The following is a 16,632-nucleotide window of genomic DNA, read 5'->3' as shown; positions in this document are numbered from 1 at the left end:
AATTGCTATCAGCAGGCAGATGGCTCTAAGGCCCTAAGTCCGAACAAACCAATTTAACTTCGGCAAAACAACCTTAAATTAAATGCCTCACTACGTGTACATAATAACAAACAAAAATAATGGTACACTCTACATAGGAGAAACAGGTAATATTAAAAGAAGAATTAGCCAGCACAAAAGGAAAGTACATCCAGCCAAGTTTTCGGCTAGGTATAACTTAGATAAATTGGTTTATTTTGAAATACTAGATTCTCTTGATGCGCGGAGGATAAGAGAAAAGCAATTAAAAAAATGGAATCGCGATTGGAAAATTAGAATCATCGAAGAAAAGAATCCAGACTTGATAGACTTAAGCCTCAATTGGGATTTGAGTTTTAAGATGATGGAAAAAGAAATATAAGTTTAATTCAAGCAACGTTTTACCTGAAGGTCAGGTGAATTAGGTGCTTTATCAAAGAGACATCCGCCTGCGCGGATGCAGCCGAAGGCTATGACAAAACCATACGTAAAAACAACACCAGACAACGCAATAACTACCATAGAATTCTTCCATCCGGCGCACAACTCGTTGCCAGGTGATATTCTGGCACAACTCGCACAAGCCATTACTGATGCAGGAGAAGATAACGCGACTAAAGTCGTCATCCTCAAATCTGGTGGTGAGCGTACTTTTTGTGCCGGCGCCAGCTTTAAGGAATTGATCGCGATTGATGATGAGAAAACGGGCGAGATCTTCTTCAGCGGGTTTGCTAATGTGATCAACGCTATGCGCAAATGTCCTAAGTTCATCATAGGTCGCGTGCAAGGAAAAACAGTCGGCGGTGGTGTTGGTGTAGCTAGTGCGACCGATTATTGTTTCGCGACCAAATTTGCAGCGATCAAACTTAGCGAGTTGAACATAGGTATCGGACCATTTGTGGTAGGTCCAGCCGTAGAGCGTAAATTAGGTTTGACCGGCATGAGCCAGATCGCGATAAATGCCAACGAGTTCTACTCGCCAGAATGGGCTCAACAAAACGGCTTATTTGCTGAGGTTTACGAATCGACAGAAGAAATGGATGAAGCGGTTCAAAAATTTGCAGAAAATCTGTGCACTTATAATCCTGAAGCGATGAAGCACATGAAACAAATGTTTTGGTCGGGTTGTGAAAATTGGGATGATTTGCTTGCTGAAAGAGCAAAGATTTCTGGAAAATTGGTGTTGAGTGAGTTTACTAAAGAGACTTTGAAACGATTTAAATAATCCTAACAACTAAGGCTGCTGCGGAGTGGCGTGACTTAATTCTAGCGCAATGGCCATTTACAGTTTCAAAGGACACATTCCAGTGATACACGAGAGTTCGTTTATTCATCCGCTGGCGGCGGTGATTGGTAATGTGATCATCGGGAAGAATTGTTATGTAGGGCCTAGCGCTGTGATACGTGGCGATTGGGGCGAGATCATTCTGGAAGATGGCGTCAATGTGCAAGAAAATTGCACGGTGCATATGTTTCCTGGTAAGAGCATTCGCTTTGCAGAGAGCGCACACATAGGCCACGGTGCTGTGATTCACGGCGCGAATTTGGGACGCAATTGTCTCATCGGTATGAACAGTGTGATCATGGATGATGCTGTGATAGGTGATGAGTGCATTGTTGGTGCTATGTCATTCGTAAAAGCCGAAGCCGTTTTCGAATCCAGATCATTAATAGTCGGAAATCCCGCCAAAAAAATCAAAGAAGTAAGCGACGAGATGATCGCCTGGAAAACCGCTGGCACAAAACTCTATCAACAACTTCCTACAGATTGTCACGAGTCGATGCGCGAAGTGGAGCCGCTACGAGAAATACCTAAAAATCGACCAGTGCAAGAGGATTTTTATAAGACGTTGCAGGAAAACAAAAAAGATAGTTCCGTATAATCTTTCGGGTTTAACCATTCCAAATCAAAACTTGCAATCAATCGTTGGTCCATTTTAGTCGATAGATTTTTCCGAGTTTAAAAAGACACTTTTGATCCTAAGGCCTGCAGATTGCCATAATTCCGCTTTCGCGAAAGCGAAATCCAACATAATCTTCACGACTAACAAGTGTTAGTTTTTGTAAATTTGAGTCATGGCAACAACGACAGATTTTATACTGCCCAAAATGGGCGAATCCATTACTGAAGGAACCATTCTCAACTGGCTGGTTCAAGAAGGTGAATCCTTTGCAGAAGGCGATATTCTGGTAGAAGTAGGAACGGACAAAGTAGATAACGAGGTGCCGGCACCATGTGACGGGACAATGGTCAAGCATTTGTTTGGGAACGGTGACGTGGTTGAAATAGGTGAGCCTATCGCGCAGATTGAACCCAGCGATGGATCTACAAAAGAAAACACTTCTTCAAAACTAGAAGCAAAGATTCTCAAAAAACCTAGCGGACTGGAAGACATTCAAAAAGGCAGTAAAGCCAGTGCGGCCTCTCAAAATAAGACCGGTTTGAGTCCCGATAGCTATCGGGATCGAGAACGAGTCGCCTCAAGAACTCAAAAACCGATTTCCAGTTCGTACATCAACAAAGACCTATTCGTCAGCCCTTTAGTAGATAAAATTGCTCGCGAGAATCACATGTCTTATGAGGAACTTGCACGTATTCCTGCCACTGGAACAGAAGGTCGTTTGCGTAAAAGTGATGTCATCCAGTATTTAAATGATGGTCGTCCGCATCAGTTTGCACAAGCTGTAAGCAACGAGCCAGACCCTACAGCCTACCGTATTCCTCAATTGAAGTTTGATAAAGGAACCGGTAAGATCATTGAAATGGATCGGATGCGATCCATGATTGCAGATCATATGGTGTATTCAAAACATACCAGCCCGCACGTGACGGCTTATGTAGAAGCAGATCTAACCGATTTGGTGAACTGGAGAAATGCGAATAAAGTAGCTTTTCAGGAAAAGCATGGAGAAAAGCTCACTTTTACTCCACTATTTGTAGATGCAGTAGCGAGAGCCATTAAGGAATTCCCGAATATCAATGCCAGCGTTGACGGTAAGAACATTATTGTCAAAGAAAATATCAACGTAGGAATGGCAACCGCATTACCATCTGGAAACCTCATAGTTCCCGTTGTAAAAAATGCTGACCAAAAATCGTTAGCAGAAATTGCTGCAGATGTCAATCGCATGGCAAACTTGGCCAGAGAAAACAAACTAGGTGGTGACGATATCAAAGGCGGAACATTCACGATTTCAAACGTGGGAACTTTTGGTTCGTTGATGGGAACGCCCATTATCAATCAGCCAGAGGTTGCTATACTAGCCACAGGAATCATAAAAAAACGCGCTGAGGTCATTACTAGAAATGGAGAAGACAGTATTGAAATCAGGAGTATGATGATGTTATCACTGTCCTTTGACCATAGAGTTGTGGATGGGTTTTTAGGAGGAAGTTTCCTGAAGCAAGTGGCTTTGAATCTAGAGGAAGCTCCGCAAACTAATTATTAAGCGAAGCCGCCATGCAGCGGCTTGACTATAAAAACAAAGATTTGGAAAAGTCAGTATTAGAAAAAGGGTTTCGAAATTTGGTGACCGCGAAAGCCATGACAGAACTCTATGAAGAGAACTTCAAAACGGTTTCTAAATATGTGCACGCGACCAGTCGCGGGCATGAGGTGATCCAGACGGCGGTTGGTATGCAATTATTGCCGCAGGATTACATGTTTCCGTATTATCGGGATGATGCGATGTTGCTGGCGATAGGCATGAAGCCCTACGATTTGATGTTGCAGTTATTGGCAAAAAAAGCCGATCCGTTTTCTGGTGGCCGTACCTACTATTCACATCCATCATTGAATGATATTGATAAGCCCAAAATCCCGCATCAATCCAGTGCTACTGGGATGCAAGCGATTCCTGCTACTGGAGTTGCTTTAGCCCTGAGTCTTCGCGAAAGCGGAGACCTCCTCACTGGAATCAATGAGCCAACCGTAGAGCAAAAAGCCATCTTTGGTACCGAATCTGGTGCCAGTTCGAGCGGCAGGCGAGAACGAGTGACAGAAGACTCTAATCCGCATGAGATGCTGAAACAAGTTCAGCATGACAGAGCAAACGGCATTGTCGTATGTTCCCTAGGCGATGCGTCTGTAACTGAAGGTGAGATTGCCGAAGCGCTACAAATGGCAGCCCTCAAGCAACTTCCCATTCTTTATTTGGTTCAGGACAACGGTTGGGACATCAGCGCTAATGCTGCTGAAACCAGAGCTCAAAACGCCTATGAATATGCCGCTGGATTCCACGGGATTGAGCGCATTTCCATTGACGGGACTGATTTTGAGCAGAGTTACAACACTCTGAATAAGGTGATTGAAACTATGAGAACTGAGCGTCGACCGTTTTTGGTTCACGCGACAGTACCGCTATTGAATCACCATACCAGCGGTGTGCGTATGGAGTTCTACCGCGATGATTTGGAAGAATCCAGAGAGCGCGACCCTTATCCTAAAATGAGGCAATTATTGCTGGACAATGGTTTTACAGTGCAAGATGTGGATGGTTTTGACGCTTTCGCGAAAGCGGAAACCAAAAAAGCTTTACAACAAGCGATGGAAATGCCAGACCCAGAACCAGCCGACTTGTTCACGCACGATTTTGCACCAACGCCCATCACCGAGGAGCGCGGCGAGCGATCACCAAAGGGCGCAGAAAAAGTGGTGATGGTAGATTGTGCACTATTTGCCATTGAAGAATTGATGCGCAAACACCCAGAATGCTTGTTGTACGGGCAAGACGTAGGCGGCAGATTAGGCGGCGTTTTTAGAGAAGCCGCAACGCTGGCACAGAAATTTGGCGATAACAGAGTCTTCAACACACCTATCCAAGAGGCATTCATCGTAGGAAGCACCGTAGGAATGAGCGCGGTAGGATTAAAACCCATCGTTGAGGTACAGTTTGCAGACTACATTTGGCCAGGATTGAATCAGCTGTTTACAGAGGTTTCCAGATCCAATTATTTGAGTAACGGTAAATGGCCGGTTTCCATGATATTGCGCGTACCGATTGGAGCTTACGGTAGCGGTGGACCGTATCATTCCAGTTCGATGGAAAGCGTGGTCTCTAATATTAGAGGTCTTAAAATTGCGTATCCATCTAACGGTGCCGATTTGAAAGGCTTGATGAAAGCGGCCTATTATGATCCAAATCCGGTAGTGATTTTTGAACACAAAGGGCTGTACTGGAGTAAAGTCAAAGGCACCAAAGGAGCGACCAGTGTAGAGCCTAGCGAGGATTATGTATTGCCTTTTGGCAAGGCTTGGGTCTTGCAGGAAATCTGGAAAAAGGAAGAAGAAGAAACCTTGAGCATCATTACTTACGGTATGGGCGTACACTGGGCGATGAATGCCACAAAGGAACTTGGTTTACAGGATAGAGTAGAAGTAGTGGATTTGAGAACCCTGCATCCTCTGGACTATGATACCGTTTTTGCCAGCGTTAAGAAATGCGGGAAATGTCTTGTGGTGACTGAAGAACCTAGCGAGAACAGTTTCTCACGCGCCTTGCAAGGCCGCATTCAGGAAGAATGTTTTAAATACATTGATGCTCCAGTAATGGTCATAGGTTCAGAAAATATGCCGGCTATACCATTGAATTCTGTGCTTGAGGAAACCATGATCCCATCGACGGAAAAGGTGAAGGTGAAAATTCAGGAGATTTTGAATTATTAGAAATAAAAAGGGCCGCAATCATTGCGGCCCTTTTGCTATTAAAATATTTTTTAAGACTAGATCGATTCTGAGTCTTTGCCATCCACTCGATAGGTAGCTCCGCTGGCTGCAGCAACTCTTACAGTGCTGTCTTTATCTTTATCTACCACTAAGTTGGTGACTACAATAGATCCAAGGTCTACTAGAGCATCTTTACTGGTCTTGATAGATAGACGGTCCAACGTATCAAACCCTTTAAAGGTCACGATAGCATTGCCTTCAATTTGCAAAGCCTTCAAGTCATTAGTGTAAATTCTGTAACGACTGTCCTTGTCATTAGAGGTGCGCAATTCAAGAGTTCCAGGCTCGTTGGAAATGATGTATTGATCTAGTTGATCTTCGCTACCAGAGAACTGAATTTTGGACGTCTGCGATAAATGAACTTCAATCTGGGCATTACTGTCAATTTTGAGTCGGTTAAAGCGGCTCAGGTCTTTTGAAACTTGAGCGTTGATAGTTCCAGCGATCGCTAGGCAAGCAATTAAAATGATCTTTTTCATAATGTCAATTTTAAAAAGTGTTTATATTTTTTATTAGAGACACCAAAATTCTTCAATAGTTGCATGGGAAAATGAGTTTTAATAATTCCGTAACATTCAGTTAACCAATCTTTACCCTAGTTTAAAAGACCTTAATTTTCGTTAAGAAATCATTGGCAATCTGAATCAAATCTCCTTGGATTTTGCAGTCCAAATTGGACATTTATATGACGGCTTAACATTAAGTTATTGTTGTGATCATATGCTACTTTTTCAAGCTAATAGTCCATTTTTAATGCTATTTGTTATGAGTTGGAATGAGTTTGCTTTCGCGAAAGCGAACCACTTAAAAGTCCTTTGAACATCGTAAAATTTTAGGCAACCTAGTCGGGCAATTCAATATGAATCACGACCTTTAATTTTAAATAGTTTGCAATGAAAGTGACTCTAGAAAGAAAAAACACGGAATACCTGCTGGAAGCCAAAGGAGCCTCTGGAATTCCTGTAATGATTGACAATAAAGGCAGTGAAGTAGTACAGGGTTCCAGTCCCATGGAGCTGATCCTAATGGGTGTAGGTGGTTGCAGTGCGATTGATATTATTTCCATTCTCAAGAAACAGAAGCAGGAAATTGAAAGTTATAAAGTTGAGGTGACTGGCGATCGAGTGGAGCAGGACGGCTCCAAACCTTTCAAAGCCATTCAGGTGATGGTTTCTCTGGAAGGAGCAATTGATGCTGCCAAGGCACAGCGCGCAGCAGATCTCAGTTTCCAGAAATACTGTAGCGTCTCTAAAACATTTGATAGTGTTGTAGAGATCACGTATCATGTCATACTTAACGGTAAAGCCATCTCATGAAGCATTTTGAAACTGAGGCGATAAGAGCCCAAATGGAACGTTCTCAGTATAAGGAACATTCCACACCTTTATATTTGACATCCAGTTTTGTTTTTGACGATGCAGAGGAAATGAGAGCCTCTTTTGCAGAGGAAAAGGAACGTAATCTGTACAGTCGTTTTACGAATCCCAATACATCAGAGTTTGTAGATAAAATCTGTAAACTGGAAGGCGCTGAAGCTGGTTATGCCTTTGCTACAGGAATGTCTGCCATCTTTACAACCTTTGCTGCACTACTCGATAGTGGCGATCATATTGTATCGTGCCGCAGCGTTTTTGGCAGTACTCATACGTTGTTTACCAAGTATTTACCTAAGTGGAATATTACCACCAGTTATTTCACGGCAGATGAAGTGGATCGAATTGAATCCCTTATAAAGCCAGAGACTAAGGTCCTTTACATTGAAACGCCTACAAATCCTGCGATTGATATTCTGGATATGGAAAAGATAGGTGCGATTTGTAAAAAGCACGATATTGTATTCTTGGTGGACAATTGTTTTGCGACTCCATATCTGCAGCAACCCATCAAATATGGAGCAGATCTTGTCATTCATAGCGCGACGAAATTACTGGATGGTCAAGGCCGTGTTCTGGGTGGTGTGACCGTTGGCAGGAAAGATTTGATGCGTGAAGTGTATTTATTTGCACGCAATTCTGGTCCAGCGATGTCACCCTTTAACGCTTGGGTACTTTCTAAAAGTCTGGAAACACTAGCTGTAAGAGTGGATCGTCATTGCGACAATGCTCTCAAAGTAGCTGAGTTTCTAGAGCAACAGGATAAAATATCCATGGTGAAATACCCATTTCTCAAATCTCATCCGCAATATGAGACGGCCAAAAAACAAATGAAAAAAGGTGGTAACATCATTGCATTTGAATTAAAAGACGGGCTTAAAGCTGGGCGAACCTTTTTGAATAATATCAAGCTGTGCTCGTTAAGCGCCAATTTAGGAGACACCAGGACGATCGTGACCCATCCAGCATCTACCACGCACGGCAGGCTTGCAGTAGAGGATCGTCTAGCTGTTGGTATCACTGATGGATTTGTGCGTATATCAGTTGGCCTAGAGCATGAAGAAGATGTCATAGCAGATATCGAGCAGGCGCTTGCAGCCGTGTGATAGAGCCGTACTTTTGCGATTCTATATTTGTAATTGATGAGTAACGAACAGTCTGCCATACGAACCACCTACTTTAGTATCATAGGCAATACGTTACTGGCTATAATCAAAGGTCTGGCAGGGATTTTTGGTAATTCCTATGCGCTTATTGCAGACGCTATAGAATCTACTACAGATATTTTTGCATCGGTATTGGTGCTTTTGGGTTTCAAATATGCCAAACGACCTGCCGATGAAAACCATCCTTACGGTCACGGTAAAATAGAGCCATTGGTCACTTTTGCGGTGGTGGCTTTTTTGGTCGTTTCTGCTACGGTTATTGCTGTTGAAAGTATCGAGAATATACAGACGCCGCATAAGGTTCCCAAAGCTTGGACGCTTATTGTTCTAGGTGTAATTATCATATGGAAAGAGGTTTCCTATCAAATCGTGATCAGAAAAAGTCGAACCACCAATAGTTCCAGCTTGAAAGCAGATGCCTGGCACCATAGAAGTGATGCATTTACATCGATAATGGCTTTTATAGGAATTAGCATCGCCATTACTTTTGGGAAAGGTTATGAAACCGCAGACGATTGGGCAGCATTGCTAGCTTCTGGATTCATCCTTTACAACAGCTATTTGATTTTACGACCGGCATTAGGTGAGGTCATGGACGAGCAGATCTATGACGAGCTTATTGAACAAATACGTTCTAGATCCTTGGATGTCGAAGGCGTGTTGGACACCGAGAAATGTTTTGTTCGCAAGTCTGGAATGAAATTTCATATTGATCTGCACGCTATCGTGGATGGAGATATATCCGTGAAATCAGGCCATGATATTGCTCATGATTTGTTGGATCATCTAAGAAATGAAATCCCTAGTTTAGGTCATGTGTTGATCCATGTGGAGCCTTTTGAAGAATAAGTGGATTGCAAAAAATAAAAAGTTGAGAATTCAAGAAAGGGATCATCACTCTCTGCGGATATCGTGTATTCAATTTAATTTCGAGATTTCGAAAAAGCTTATTAGATTTTACGTGAAATAAAAAAAACCGATACTTTTTCAAGCATCGGTTACAATTCTTAAAACTAACTTGGTTAATTAGCCGCCGCAGCCTTAATAACAATAGTATTGTTGGCGTCCAGTAAATTTAATGTACCGTCTGTCTTTTGGTAGGAAGTGACCTTATCAAGAGCTGCTAGAAAATCATTTTCCGCTTTCATATCCGGACAAGATTTTCTGGTCAATGCTACATCACCTATGGTAAGCTGATAGGTTTCAATAGTAAATGAAGCATTGTAAGTATTGCACCCAGCATTTCCACTAACCGTTTTACCCAATCCGTTGAAATTGATGGTTTGGTTGTTGTTGACCGTAGTGCCGTTCAATTGGGTCACATTGTAGCTGCCATTTAATTCCACACGGCTACCGGTATTTAATACCTGGCGCGTCTCATCACAGCTGTTGAGCGAGATCAAGAGAAAACCTACTAGGAAAATTGAAACTAATGTTTTCATGATTTTTATTTTAAAAGTAACCTCTTTAGAAGATCGCTTATCTCAAATTATTGATAAAAAAAACGGCTGCGATAAGTTATCGCAGCCGTTTTTTAATAATCGGATGTCCTTATCTCTTCGGTTTTGGAGGGAATTGCATCAATATCTCACGTACCATTTCATTAGTGCGTTCGACCTTTTCCTCAGGAGAAGATTTTAAGGAAGCAGTACCTACACCTTGCCAGATCAACTCTTTATCTTTTGCATCGATAAGGTCTATATAGAGAACACCTTCAGTAGTTCTATTCACATTGTTATTGAATGGGCCGTTGAATCCAAAGCCGCCCCAGCCGCCCCAACCCCAGCCAAAGCCCCAGCCGAAATTGTTATAAACATCTACACGTTCTTTAGTATCAGTAAAAATGCTTACCAAAACATCTGGATTTTCAGACTTGGTAAAACCTCTTGCGCCCATCTCACTGTCAATGGCTCTAAGAATTCGCTTTTTGTCCAATTCAGAAATCTTCGCCTCATCAACACCTTTTTTGAAGTAGGCATACGTTTTATATTGATTGAAATCAGTACCTATGGTATAATCTTGAGAGACACGCACGGTCTGGCATCCTACCAGAGCGACAAAGGCAAATAAAAGTAAAAATGTATTTTTCATAGCTTGAATGAATTAGGGTAAGTTCGCTTTCGCGAAAGCGCAATTATTTTCAATCTATAGCATCAAAATTAATGCCGCTTTACATTCTCAAGCCTATCTAATTCTTATTTTTCTTGTTGAAGCCATAAGGACAATGACGACAACCACTCTCGCAACAATAGCCTCGTTTTAAGTGATATTGCTCAGTAAAACACCGGTAACCATCTGGAGTTAGATAATAATCGCCATCCTCAAGAGGAATGAATTTTTTCATGTGGTAAAGGTAGCAACTAATCCTAATTTCAAATTAAGTAATGCGAACAGGCTTACTCTACTGTGAATTGATTGGCCCGAATTTCGCCAGAATTACCATCAGGATTTGAACCCCAATTAAACCTAAAATTCTCACCGCCAGCATTCTCGTAATGCCAGAACTCAATCTTATGTTTACCCTTAGCAAGATTCACTGTTGCGGAATTAGTATCATTGGCACCGTCTGTCCAAAAGTTTAACACTAAGGTATCATCTATATAAATTCTTGCACCATCATCATTAACTTCTGTAAAAGTAAAATTTCCCGAGTTTTTTACTTCATAAGTACCAACCATTTTTATTGCAAACCTATCCCTTGTTGCGGGTGCCATCACCGTGTAGGCAGTATTAGAATTCAAAACACCACTGTAGCTACCGGAACGAATGGGTACAACATTGGTTCTCAAATTATTAACGTCTGGAGATCCTCCTGAAATAGCATATGTATAAAACTGCATACCTGGCTGTCCTAAGCTCCTAGAAGCCTTATGGACTACACCATTTGCGTCTATTGTCATTAAGTCGTCTGAACTACTTCCTGTGGTAACTCCTTCAACCCGCAAAGCTGCCAAACCGTTATTTGGAACAATATGTAGCTTCGCTGTTGGCTCATTGACACCTATTCCAACTTCATTCGCGCCACCGCCTGTATTGGGCAGTAAAATTAATCGTTCGGTTTGGAAATCATAACTTATAAAATCGGAATCCTGTTCTCCCGTGCGTGTGGAGTAGGCGTTCATTGAGAAGGCTCCAGCACCACCATATAAAGAATAAGTTGGATTGATACCTATTCTAATAGTACGATCTCCAGTTTCTAATAGCTGGACTACAGACCCACCGTTGGGATTCGTTAATCTTGCTTGAAGGTTTACACTCTCTGCGAGACCTATGGAAGGCGAATTACTACCACCGACAATGTGCATTTTACTTGTTGGCATATCTATACCAACACCAATATTACCATTGTCAAGGGAGACAAACTCTGTATTGGCTGTTCTTGCAGTGGTTCCATCGCTTTGTGAACCTAATATAATCCTGGAATTACCTGGATCATTGACCCATGCATCGTCTGTACCATCTGCCCCAGAAACTGGAGAAGAACTAATGACATTACCAGCCGCATCTAGACCCAAAATTCTAGTAGGAGTTTCGTTCTGGAAATTACCAACATAAGATGGTAAAGCAAGCTGAGAAGTATTAAGAATTGTTAATGCATCGGTATTATCCGTTCTAAAATTGAAAGCATTGTTTGTTTGAAAAGTAAAAGGAGTATTAATATCTGTAACGTCTGGTTGTAATATATTTAATGGCCTACCAGAAGATGTATTTATTTGAAATATGATGTGGTCCAGGTCGGCAGAGTCCTCGTCGATTTGTAAACGAGCATTAGGATTTACAGTACCTATACCAGTATCACCGTTAGCGTTTACTCTAAAATAACCACCAGTGTAAGTTCCGTTAGAGCTTGGTAAGGCACCTAGTTGAATACCGCCAATAGACCAAAAATCATTATCGGTAATATCTACTCCCCAAAAGGGTGCGCCTTCATCTACAGTTCTACCAGAAATCCAATATTTGTTAGCGCCTGGATCAGAAGAAGTGCTAGCCAGTTCAATGAGGCTAAAGCCATCATCACCAGGATTAATAGAGCCGCTTTTTAGAACCTTTAAAACAGAGCTATGGTCCTGACCGCCACCACCTATGTCTTGATCCTCAACAGTAAAAACATCCTTCTCACCAGTAAGATTGTTCGTTTGAGTAAACCTAAAGGCGTCTTCATTCCTAGTGCCTTCTACGTCCAGTTGTCCATTTGGATTGGGCTTATTAATACCGAAAGAACCATTAGTAAAATTAAGATCTTGTGAATTAAGATCATAGGTCCTGGTTTCTGCATCTTGCGTCAGATTTGTAGTAGCTAGATTGGTATCATCAACGCCAGCTGCCACTTTTAACCAGATAGATCCATCAAAAAAGTAATAGCCCGGCGCATCAATATTTATTGTTTTTGCAGATGGACTTGAGGTGACTGCAGCGCTGGCATATATAAGCGTTCCCGTTTGATCAGTGCCATATTGCGCATCTTTGTCTCTAATTTGATCACCAGTCAATCTGGGCGCTATGAGACCTTCGGCTGTACTGGAATTGGTTTCAATGGCTTCAATATCCATAGTTGCTTTGGGGTCTACACTATTGATACCTACCTGAGCCATGATAGGAAGTGATGTTAACGCAATTAGTAGAGAGTAGAGTAGGCGTGCTTTCATAAAGTCTAAAATGAAAGACAAAAGTAATGACTAACATCGATTAAAAGCAATATTATAGGTTAATCAGGTATGATAACCTGTAAAATACTGATAAACAATCGATTGAAAAATCGATAAAATACGCTAATCATCTATCTATGAGCGTTTTCTCTAGTTTTTATATTAATTTTCTATTGAAAAGCATTCATATTAAACTGTAATAAATTTTCAACGATTGACTAAGTGTAAGCTTTAAAGAATTATCGGTGAACTACCGCCTGTATAGAATCATATGTTGTAGTTCCAAATCTCATCCTGAAATCAAAACCTGCACCAAAACCTCGAGCAGTTAATGTTATGTTATGGGTACCAGCATCTAATTCTACATATCCGCTACCATTTAAATAATAAAATCCTGAGGCATAGGTTCCTGACGCATTATTGACATCTGGATTATTGGTATAGGTTCCCGTATTATACCCGTAATGATTAGTATTATCTCCATCTACAGTAAACCATGCTCGAAATAGTCTCGACGCACCGTCCGTCAAAGCAGTGCCGTCCGCACGTGTAATGACCACGCTAAATTGATAAGAATAATGGACTAAAGATCTTTGCGTTAGCGTAATTGAAGAAGTGTTCAAATCAATATCTTGTGATGACCCGTCGTTAGAGGTTATTACGACTTCATTTGTAAAATCTCTTAGATTTAATAACATGAAACTCTGTATCAAAGGCGGTTGTGTTACTAGATCGCCATCGTTGTTTACATAAACCGGTACAGGATCTGCTGCGATATTGTTGCTGTTGTTTGTTGTATTTAGACCATCAACACGAATAGTCCCAGTAGCTCCGCCTACGTGCAAAGGCATTATAGGGTCAATTCTATCAACTCCTACACGACCAGAATTGTCAATGGTTAAAGCATCCTTGGCATCGGTTACAAAGTTATAGGAGTTATTGGTTTGAAAGGTGAATGGTGCATTGATGTCAGCAGGATCGGCAGGTATAAGTTTTAGGGTTCGTCCAGCGCTATTTGAAAAGAGTAGTTCATTTCCATCCATGTTGACGGTCCTATCTTCGCTTAAGGTTCCATTTTTCGTGTAGATGGTCTCATCCGTATCATTTGAGATTAGTTGTACCCATTTAGTCGCATCCCAGTAATAAAAACCTGGTGAATTTGGTCCGTTATCATTAAACACTAGTGTTCCTAATTGAGGTGTTGTAGTCAACGGTGCCGCAGTGGTCACATCATCAATTTGAACCTTCGGGATTAATATTCCTTTGGTACCACTGCCGTCATCGACATGCAATAGTGTAGAAGAATCTGGATGGGCGGTGCCTATACCTACCTGCGAGTGTGCATGGAAAACAAACAAACAAATGATAATTAAAAAAGCTATATCTTTCATAATTAAAGGCTTTAATCCCTTAAATATACATATTTTAAATATAAAAAACACATATTATCGATAAAGTGCTACGGGTCTAAAAAAACTTATTTTGATCGTTGATCGTTGGATTTATTAAGGTTTTTAAAGAAAGAGCCTAATTTTTTTCATTCTTGACTCTATTACCTTTTATCGATATTTGTCTGCTTTAGAGTTTTTGGCATGGTCATATTGGTGGTAAAAAGTATTGAAAGATGGCATGTCTCGGGTTTGACACTCTACCCATTTATCTTAATTTCTGACAAGCATTTAGCAAATAATCAGACCTTTATTAATCATGAACGTATTCATTTAAGGCAGCAACTGGAGTTGTTGATTTTACCTTTTTACCTTTGGTATCTCGTAGAGTATCTTATCGGTCGTTTGACGATGAATCACGATCAGGCCTATCGTAATATTATCTTTGAGCGCGAGGCTTATGCCATGGAAAATGACCTGAACTATTTATCTAAAAGGTCTAGGTGGAGCTTTTTAGACTTCTACGGTAAGTCTAACCATCAAGAACTCTTTAAAAGCGCCCCATCCAAAATCCAACTTTTCGCTTCATTTCCTGAACAACAGATCACCATTGACCTAAAAAGGGAAGACCTGTTGCACCCAACAGTTTCAGGTAACAAGTTGCGTAAATTGAAATACAATCTGCAGGATGCTATCAATCATGGCTTTGACCAAATCATTACTTACGGCGGTGCGTATTCCAATCACATTGCTGCGACCGCAGCCGCGTGTCATATTTTAGGAATAAAATCCATCGGTGTTATTAGAGGTGAAGAGTTGGGTGTAGATCTAGAAAAAACATTGGCACAAAACGAAACATTAAGAACAGCAGCCAGTAACGGAATGACATTGGTTTTTGTTACAAGAGAAGAGTACAAACAAAAGGATTCCGCGCTTTTTGAAGAACAAATGAAGGCGAGGTACGGAACCAGTTATTTTATTCCAGAAGGTGGTACGAATGATCTAGCCGTCAAAGGAACGGCAGAGATTTTGACATCCAGAGAAAAACAACATTATCAGTATATATGCGTTGCAGCTGGCACTGGTGGCAGTGCCGCAGGAATCATCAACAGTACTACAGATCACCAGCACGTTCTCGTTTTTTCTGCGTTGCAAGGTGATTTTCTCAAGAAAGAAATTGAAAAATATACCGACAACAAGAATTTTACGTTATTTCCTGAAGATGCATTTGGTGGATATGCAAAGTCTACAGATTCCTTGATAGATTATTTGAATGTTCGCTTTCGCGAAAGCGAAATTCCACTCGATCCCATCTACACAGGTAAAATGATGTATCGTATAGAACAGATGGTAGCAAGCGGCTTTTTTAGCGACAAAACTCGTATTTTAGCCATCCATACAGGCGGTCTTCAGGGTATCCCTGGATTCAATCGCAGACTAAGGAAAAAAGCACGTCTACAACTACAGTATGAAGATTACATTTAAGACTTTTCTCATTTTATTTCTAGCTTCGGGACTGCTGGTTTCCTGCGGTTCCAAGAACAAAGTGGTCACGACAAAAAAACGAAGCAGAACCACAAAAACGGTCAAGAAATCTCCAGATGAACGGTCTGTCGTGGTTAAGGAAACTGACGAGAAAGTCACCAGGACCGTCACGCCATCTGATAAGGATGACGTGAGTATCTACATCGATAATTTTGCTGCAGATGCCATGAAGGAAATGCAGCTGTATAAAATCCCGGCAAGTATCACTCTCGCCCAAGGGATTCTGGAAAGTGGATCTGGAAAGGGCCGACTCGCTGTAGAGGCGAACAACCACTTTGGCGTTAAATGTCATACGGGCTGGACTGGTAACAAAATCTATCACGACGACGATGAAGATCAAGAGTGTTTTAGAAAATACAAGGACGCTTCTTATTCTTATAGGGATCACAGCCTTTTCCTCACTGAAAGATCTAGGTATCGTGATTTATTCAAATTGGATGCTGACGATTATAAAGCCTGGGCTAAAGGTCTTAAAGATGCCGGTTATGCCACAGATAGAAGATACCCAGATAAATTGATAAGTCTCATAGAGCGTTATCGACTGGATCTGTACGATGCTCAGGTACTGGGCAAAGCACCTAAAGCCTTATCAAGAACGAACGACGATAGTTCCCAAATCAAACATACGGTCGTTAAAGGTGATACTTTGTACGGCCTTGCGACAAAACACAATACTACCGTAGAGCGTATCAAGCTTATTAACGGTTTGAGGGACAATTCCATTAGTCTAGGCTCGACACTTTTGATTGAACCCAACACAAAAAATTAAG

The 16,632-nt window shown here is 41.4% G+C and carries 16 protein-coding genes; 10 read left to right on the top strand and 6 right to left on the bottom strand.

All coding sequences use genetic code 11. From position 1 onward, the window contains the following. The first annotated feature begins 94 nt into the window (after positions 1-94). From BST86_RS08165 to BST86_RS08145, 5 genes are all read left to right on the top strand, one after another. On the top strand, positions 95-400 hold the full coding sequence (locus BST86_RS08165; RefSeq protein WP_317046534.1) for a GIY-YIG nuclease family protein: 306 nt from the start codon (positions 95-97) through the stop codon (positions 398-400). Positions 401-490: 90 nt separating this feature from the next. Continuing rightward, complete coding sequence (locus tag BST86_RS08160) at positions 491-1,243, top strand: enoyl-CoA hydratase/isomerase family protein (protein WP_105983979.1); 753 nt, start codon at positions 491-493, stop codon at positions 1,241-1,243. A 49-nt stretch (positions 1,244-1,292) separates the two neighbouring features. Then, complete coding sequence (locus BST86_RS08155; protein ID WP_105982839.1) at positions 1,293-1,901, top strand: acyltransferase; 609 nt, start codon at positions 1,293-1,295, stop codon at positions 1,899-1,901. A 193-nt stretch (positions 1,902-2,094) separates the two neighbouring features. Continuing rightward, positions 2,095-3,468, top strand: coding sequence for a dihydrolipoamide acetyltransferase family protein (locus BST86_RS08150; RefSeq protein WP_105982838.1), 1,374 nt, complete (start codon positions 2,095-2,097; stop codon positions 3,466-3,468). Between the two features lie 11 nt (positions 3,469-3,479). Then, positions 3,480-5,684, top strand: a complete 2,205-nt coding sequence (locus BST86_RS08145) for an alpha-ketoacid dehydrogenase subunit alpha/beta (protein WP_197709225.1) — start codon at positions 3,480-3,482, stop codon at positions 5,682-5,684. 56 nt (positions 5,685-5,740) lie between these two features. Here BST86_RS08145 and BST86_RS08140 read toward each other — a convergent pair whose 3' ends face one another. Then, entirely contained in the window at positions 5,741-6,223 is a 483-nt protein-coding gene (locus BST86_RS08140; protein WP_105982837.1) for a GIN domain-containing protein, read from the bottom strand. Positions 6,224-6,637: 414 nt separating this feature from the next. On the opposite strand from BST86_RS08140, the gene BST86_RS08135 reads away from it, so the two are divergent. Genes BST86_RS08135 through BST86_RS08125 form a run of 3 tightly spaced genes read left to right on the top strand, consistent with a single transcriptional unit; the run spans position 6,638 to position 9,132 of the window. Further along, a complete protein-coding gene (locus tag BST86_RS08135; protein ID WP_105982836.1) occupies positions 6,638-7,060 on the top strand; it encodes an OsmC family protein in 423 nt (140 codons plus the stop codon). Beyond that, positions 7,057-8,223: a trans-sulfuration enzyme family protein gene (locus BST86_RS08130; protein ID WP_105982835.1), complete on the top strand. Its 1,167-nt coding sequence runs from the start codon at positions 7,057-7,059 to the stop codon at positions 8,221-8,223. The genes BST86_RS08135 and BST86_RS08130 overlap by 4 nt, the downstream gene beginning before the upstream one ends. 36 nt (positions 8,224-8,259) lie before the next feature. After that, positions 8,260-9,132 carry a cation diffusion facilitator family transporter gene (locus BST86_RS08125; RefSeq protein WP_105982834.1) on the top strand — a complete coding sequence of 291 codons (873 nt, stop codon included), beginning with the start codon at positions 8,260-8,262 and terminating at the stop codon, positions 9,130-9,132. Between the two features lie 173 nt (positions 9,133-9,305). Here BST86_RS08125 and BST86_RS08120 read toward each other — a convergent pair whose 3' ends face one another. The 5 genes from BST86_RS08120 to BST86_RS08105 form a co-directional block, all read right to left on the bottom strand. Continuing rightward, on the bottom strand, positions 9,306-9,725 hold the full coding sequence (locus BST86_RS08120) for an META domain-containing protein (RefSeq protein WP_105982833.1): 420 nt from the start codon (positions 9,723-9,725) through the stop codon (positions 9,306-9,308). A 109-nt stretch (positions 9,726-9,834) separates the two neighbouring features. After that, the gene (locus BST86_RS08115; protein ID WP_105982832.1) at positions 9,835-10,374 is read right to left on the bottom strand and encodes a DUF4136 domain-containing protein; all 540 of its coding nucleotides are present in this window, start codon (positions 10,372-10,374) and stop codon (positions 9,835-9,837) included. 97 nt (positions 10,375-10,471) lie between these two features. Continuing rightward, entirely contained in the window at positions 10,472-10,627 is a 156-nt protein-coding gene (locus BST86_RS14895; RefSeq protein WP_172443334.1) for a C1orf53 family protein, read from the bottom strand. Positions 10,628-10,679: 52 nt separating this feature from the next. Then, positions 10,680-12,929, bottom strand: coding sequence for a PA14 domain-containing protein (locus BST86_RS08110; RefSeq protein WP_105982831.1), 2,250 nt, complete (start codon positions 12,927-12,929; stop codon positions 10,680-10,682). Between the two features lie 239 nt (positions 12,930-13,168). Further along, entirely contained in the window at positions 13,169-14,320 is a 1,152-nt protein-coding gene (locus BST86_RS08105; protein WP_105982830.1) for a hypothetical protein, read from the bottom strand. A 201-nt stretch (positions 14,321-14,521) separates the two neighbouring features. Between BST86_RS08105 and BST86_RS08100 the strand changes: the two genes are divergently transcribed. Both BST86_RS08100 and BST86_RS08095 read left to right on the top strand, forming a co-directional pair. Next, entirely contained in the window at positions 14,522-15,802 is a 1,281-nt protein-coding gene (locus tag BST86_RS08100) for a 1-aminocyclopropane-1-carboxylate deaminase/D-cysteine desulfhydrase (protein ID WP_242446494.1), read from the top strand. Next, on the top strand, positions 15,786-16,631 hold the full coding sequence (locus BST86_RS08095) for a glucosaminidase domain-containing protein (protein WP_105982829.1): 846 nt from the start codon (positions 15,786-15,788) through the stop codon (positions 16,629-16,631). The genes BST86_RS08100 and BST86_RS08095 overlap by 17 nt, the downstream gene beginning before the upstream one ends. The last annotated feature ends 1 nt before the right edge of the window (position 16,632 follow it).

The sequence above is a fragment of the Nonlabens agnitus genome (assembly GCF_002994045.1).
GTDB lineage: Bacteria > Bacteroidota > Bacteroidia > Flavobacteriales > Flavobacteriaceae > Nonlabens > Nonlabens agnitus.
Note: the sequence above shows the minus strand (reverse complement) of the source record. Positions and strands in the feature narration are given on the sequence as shown.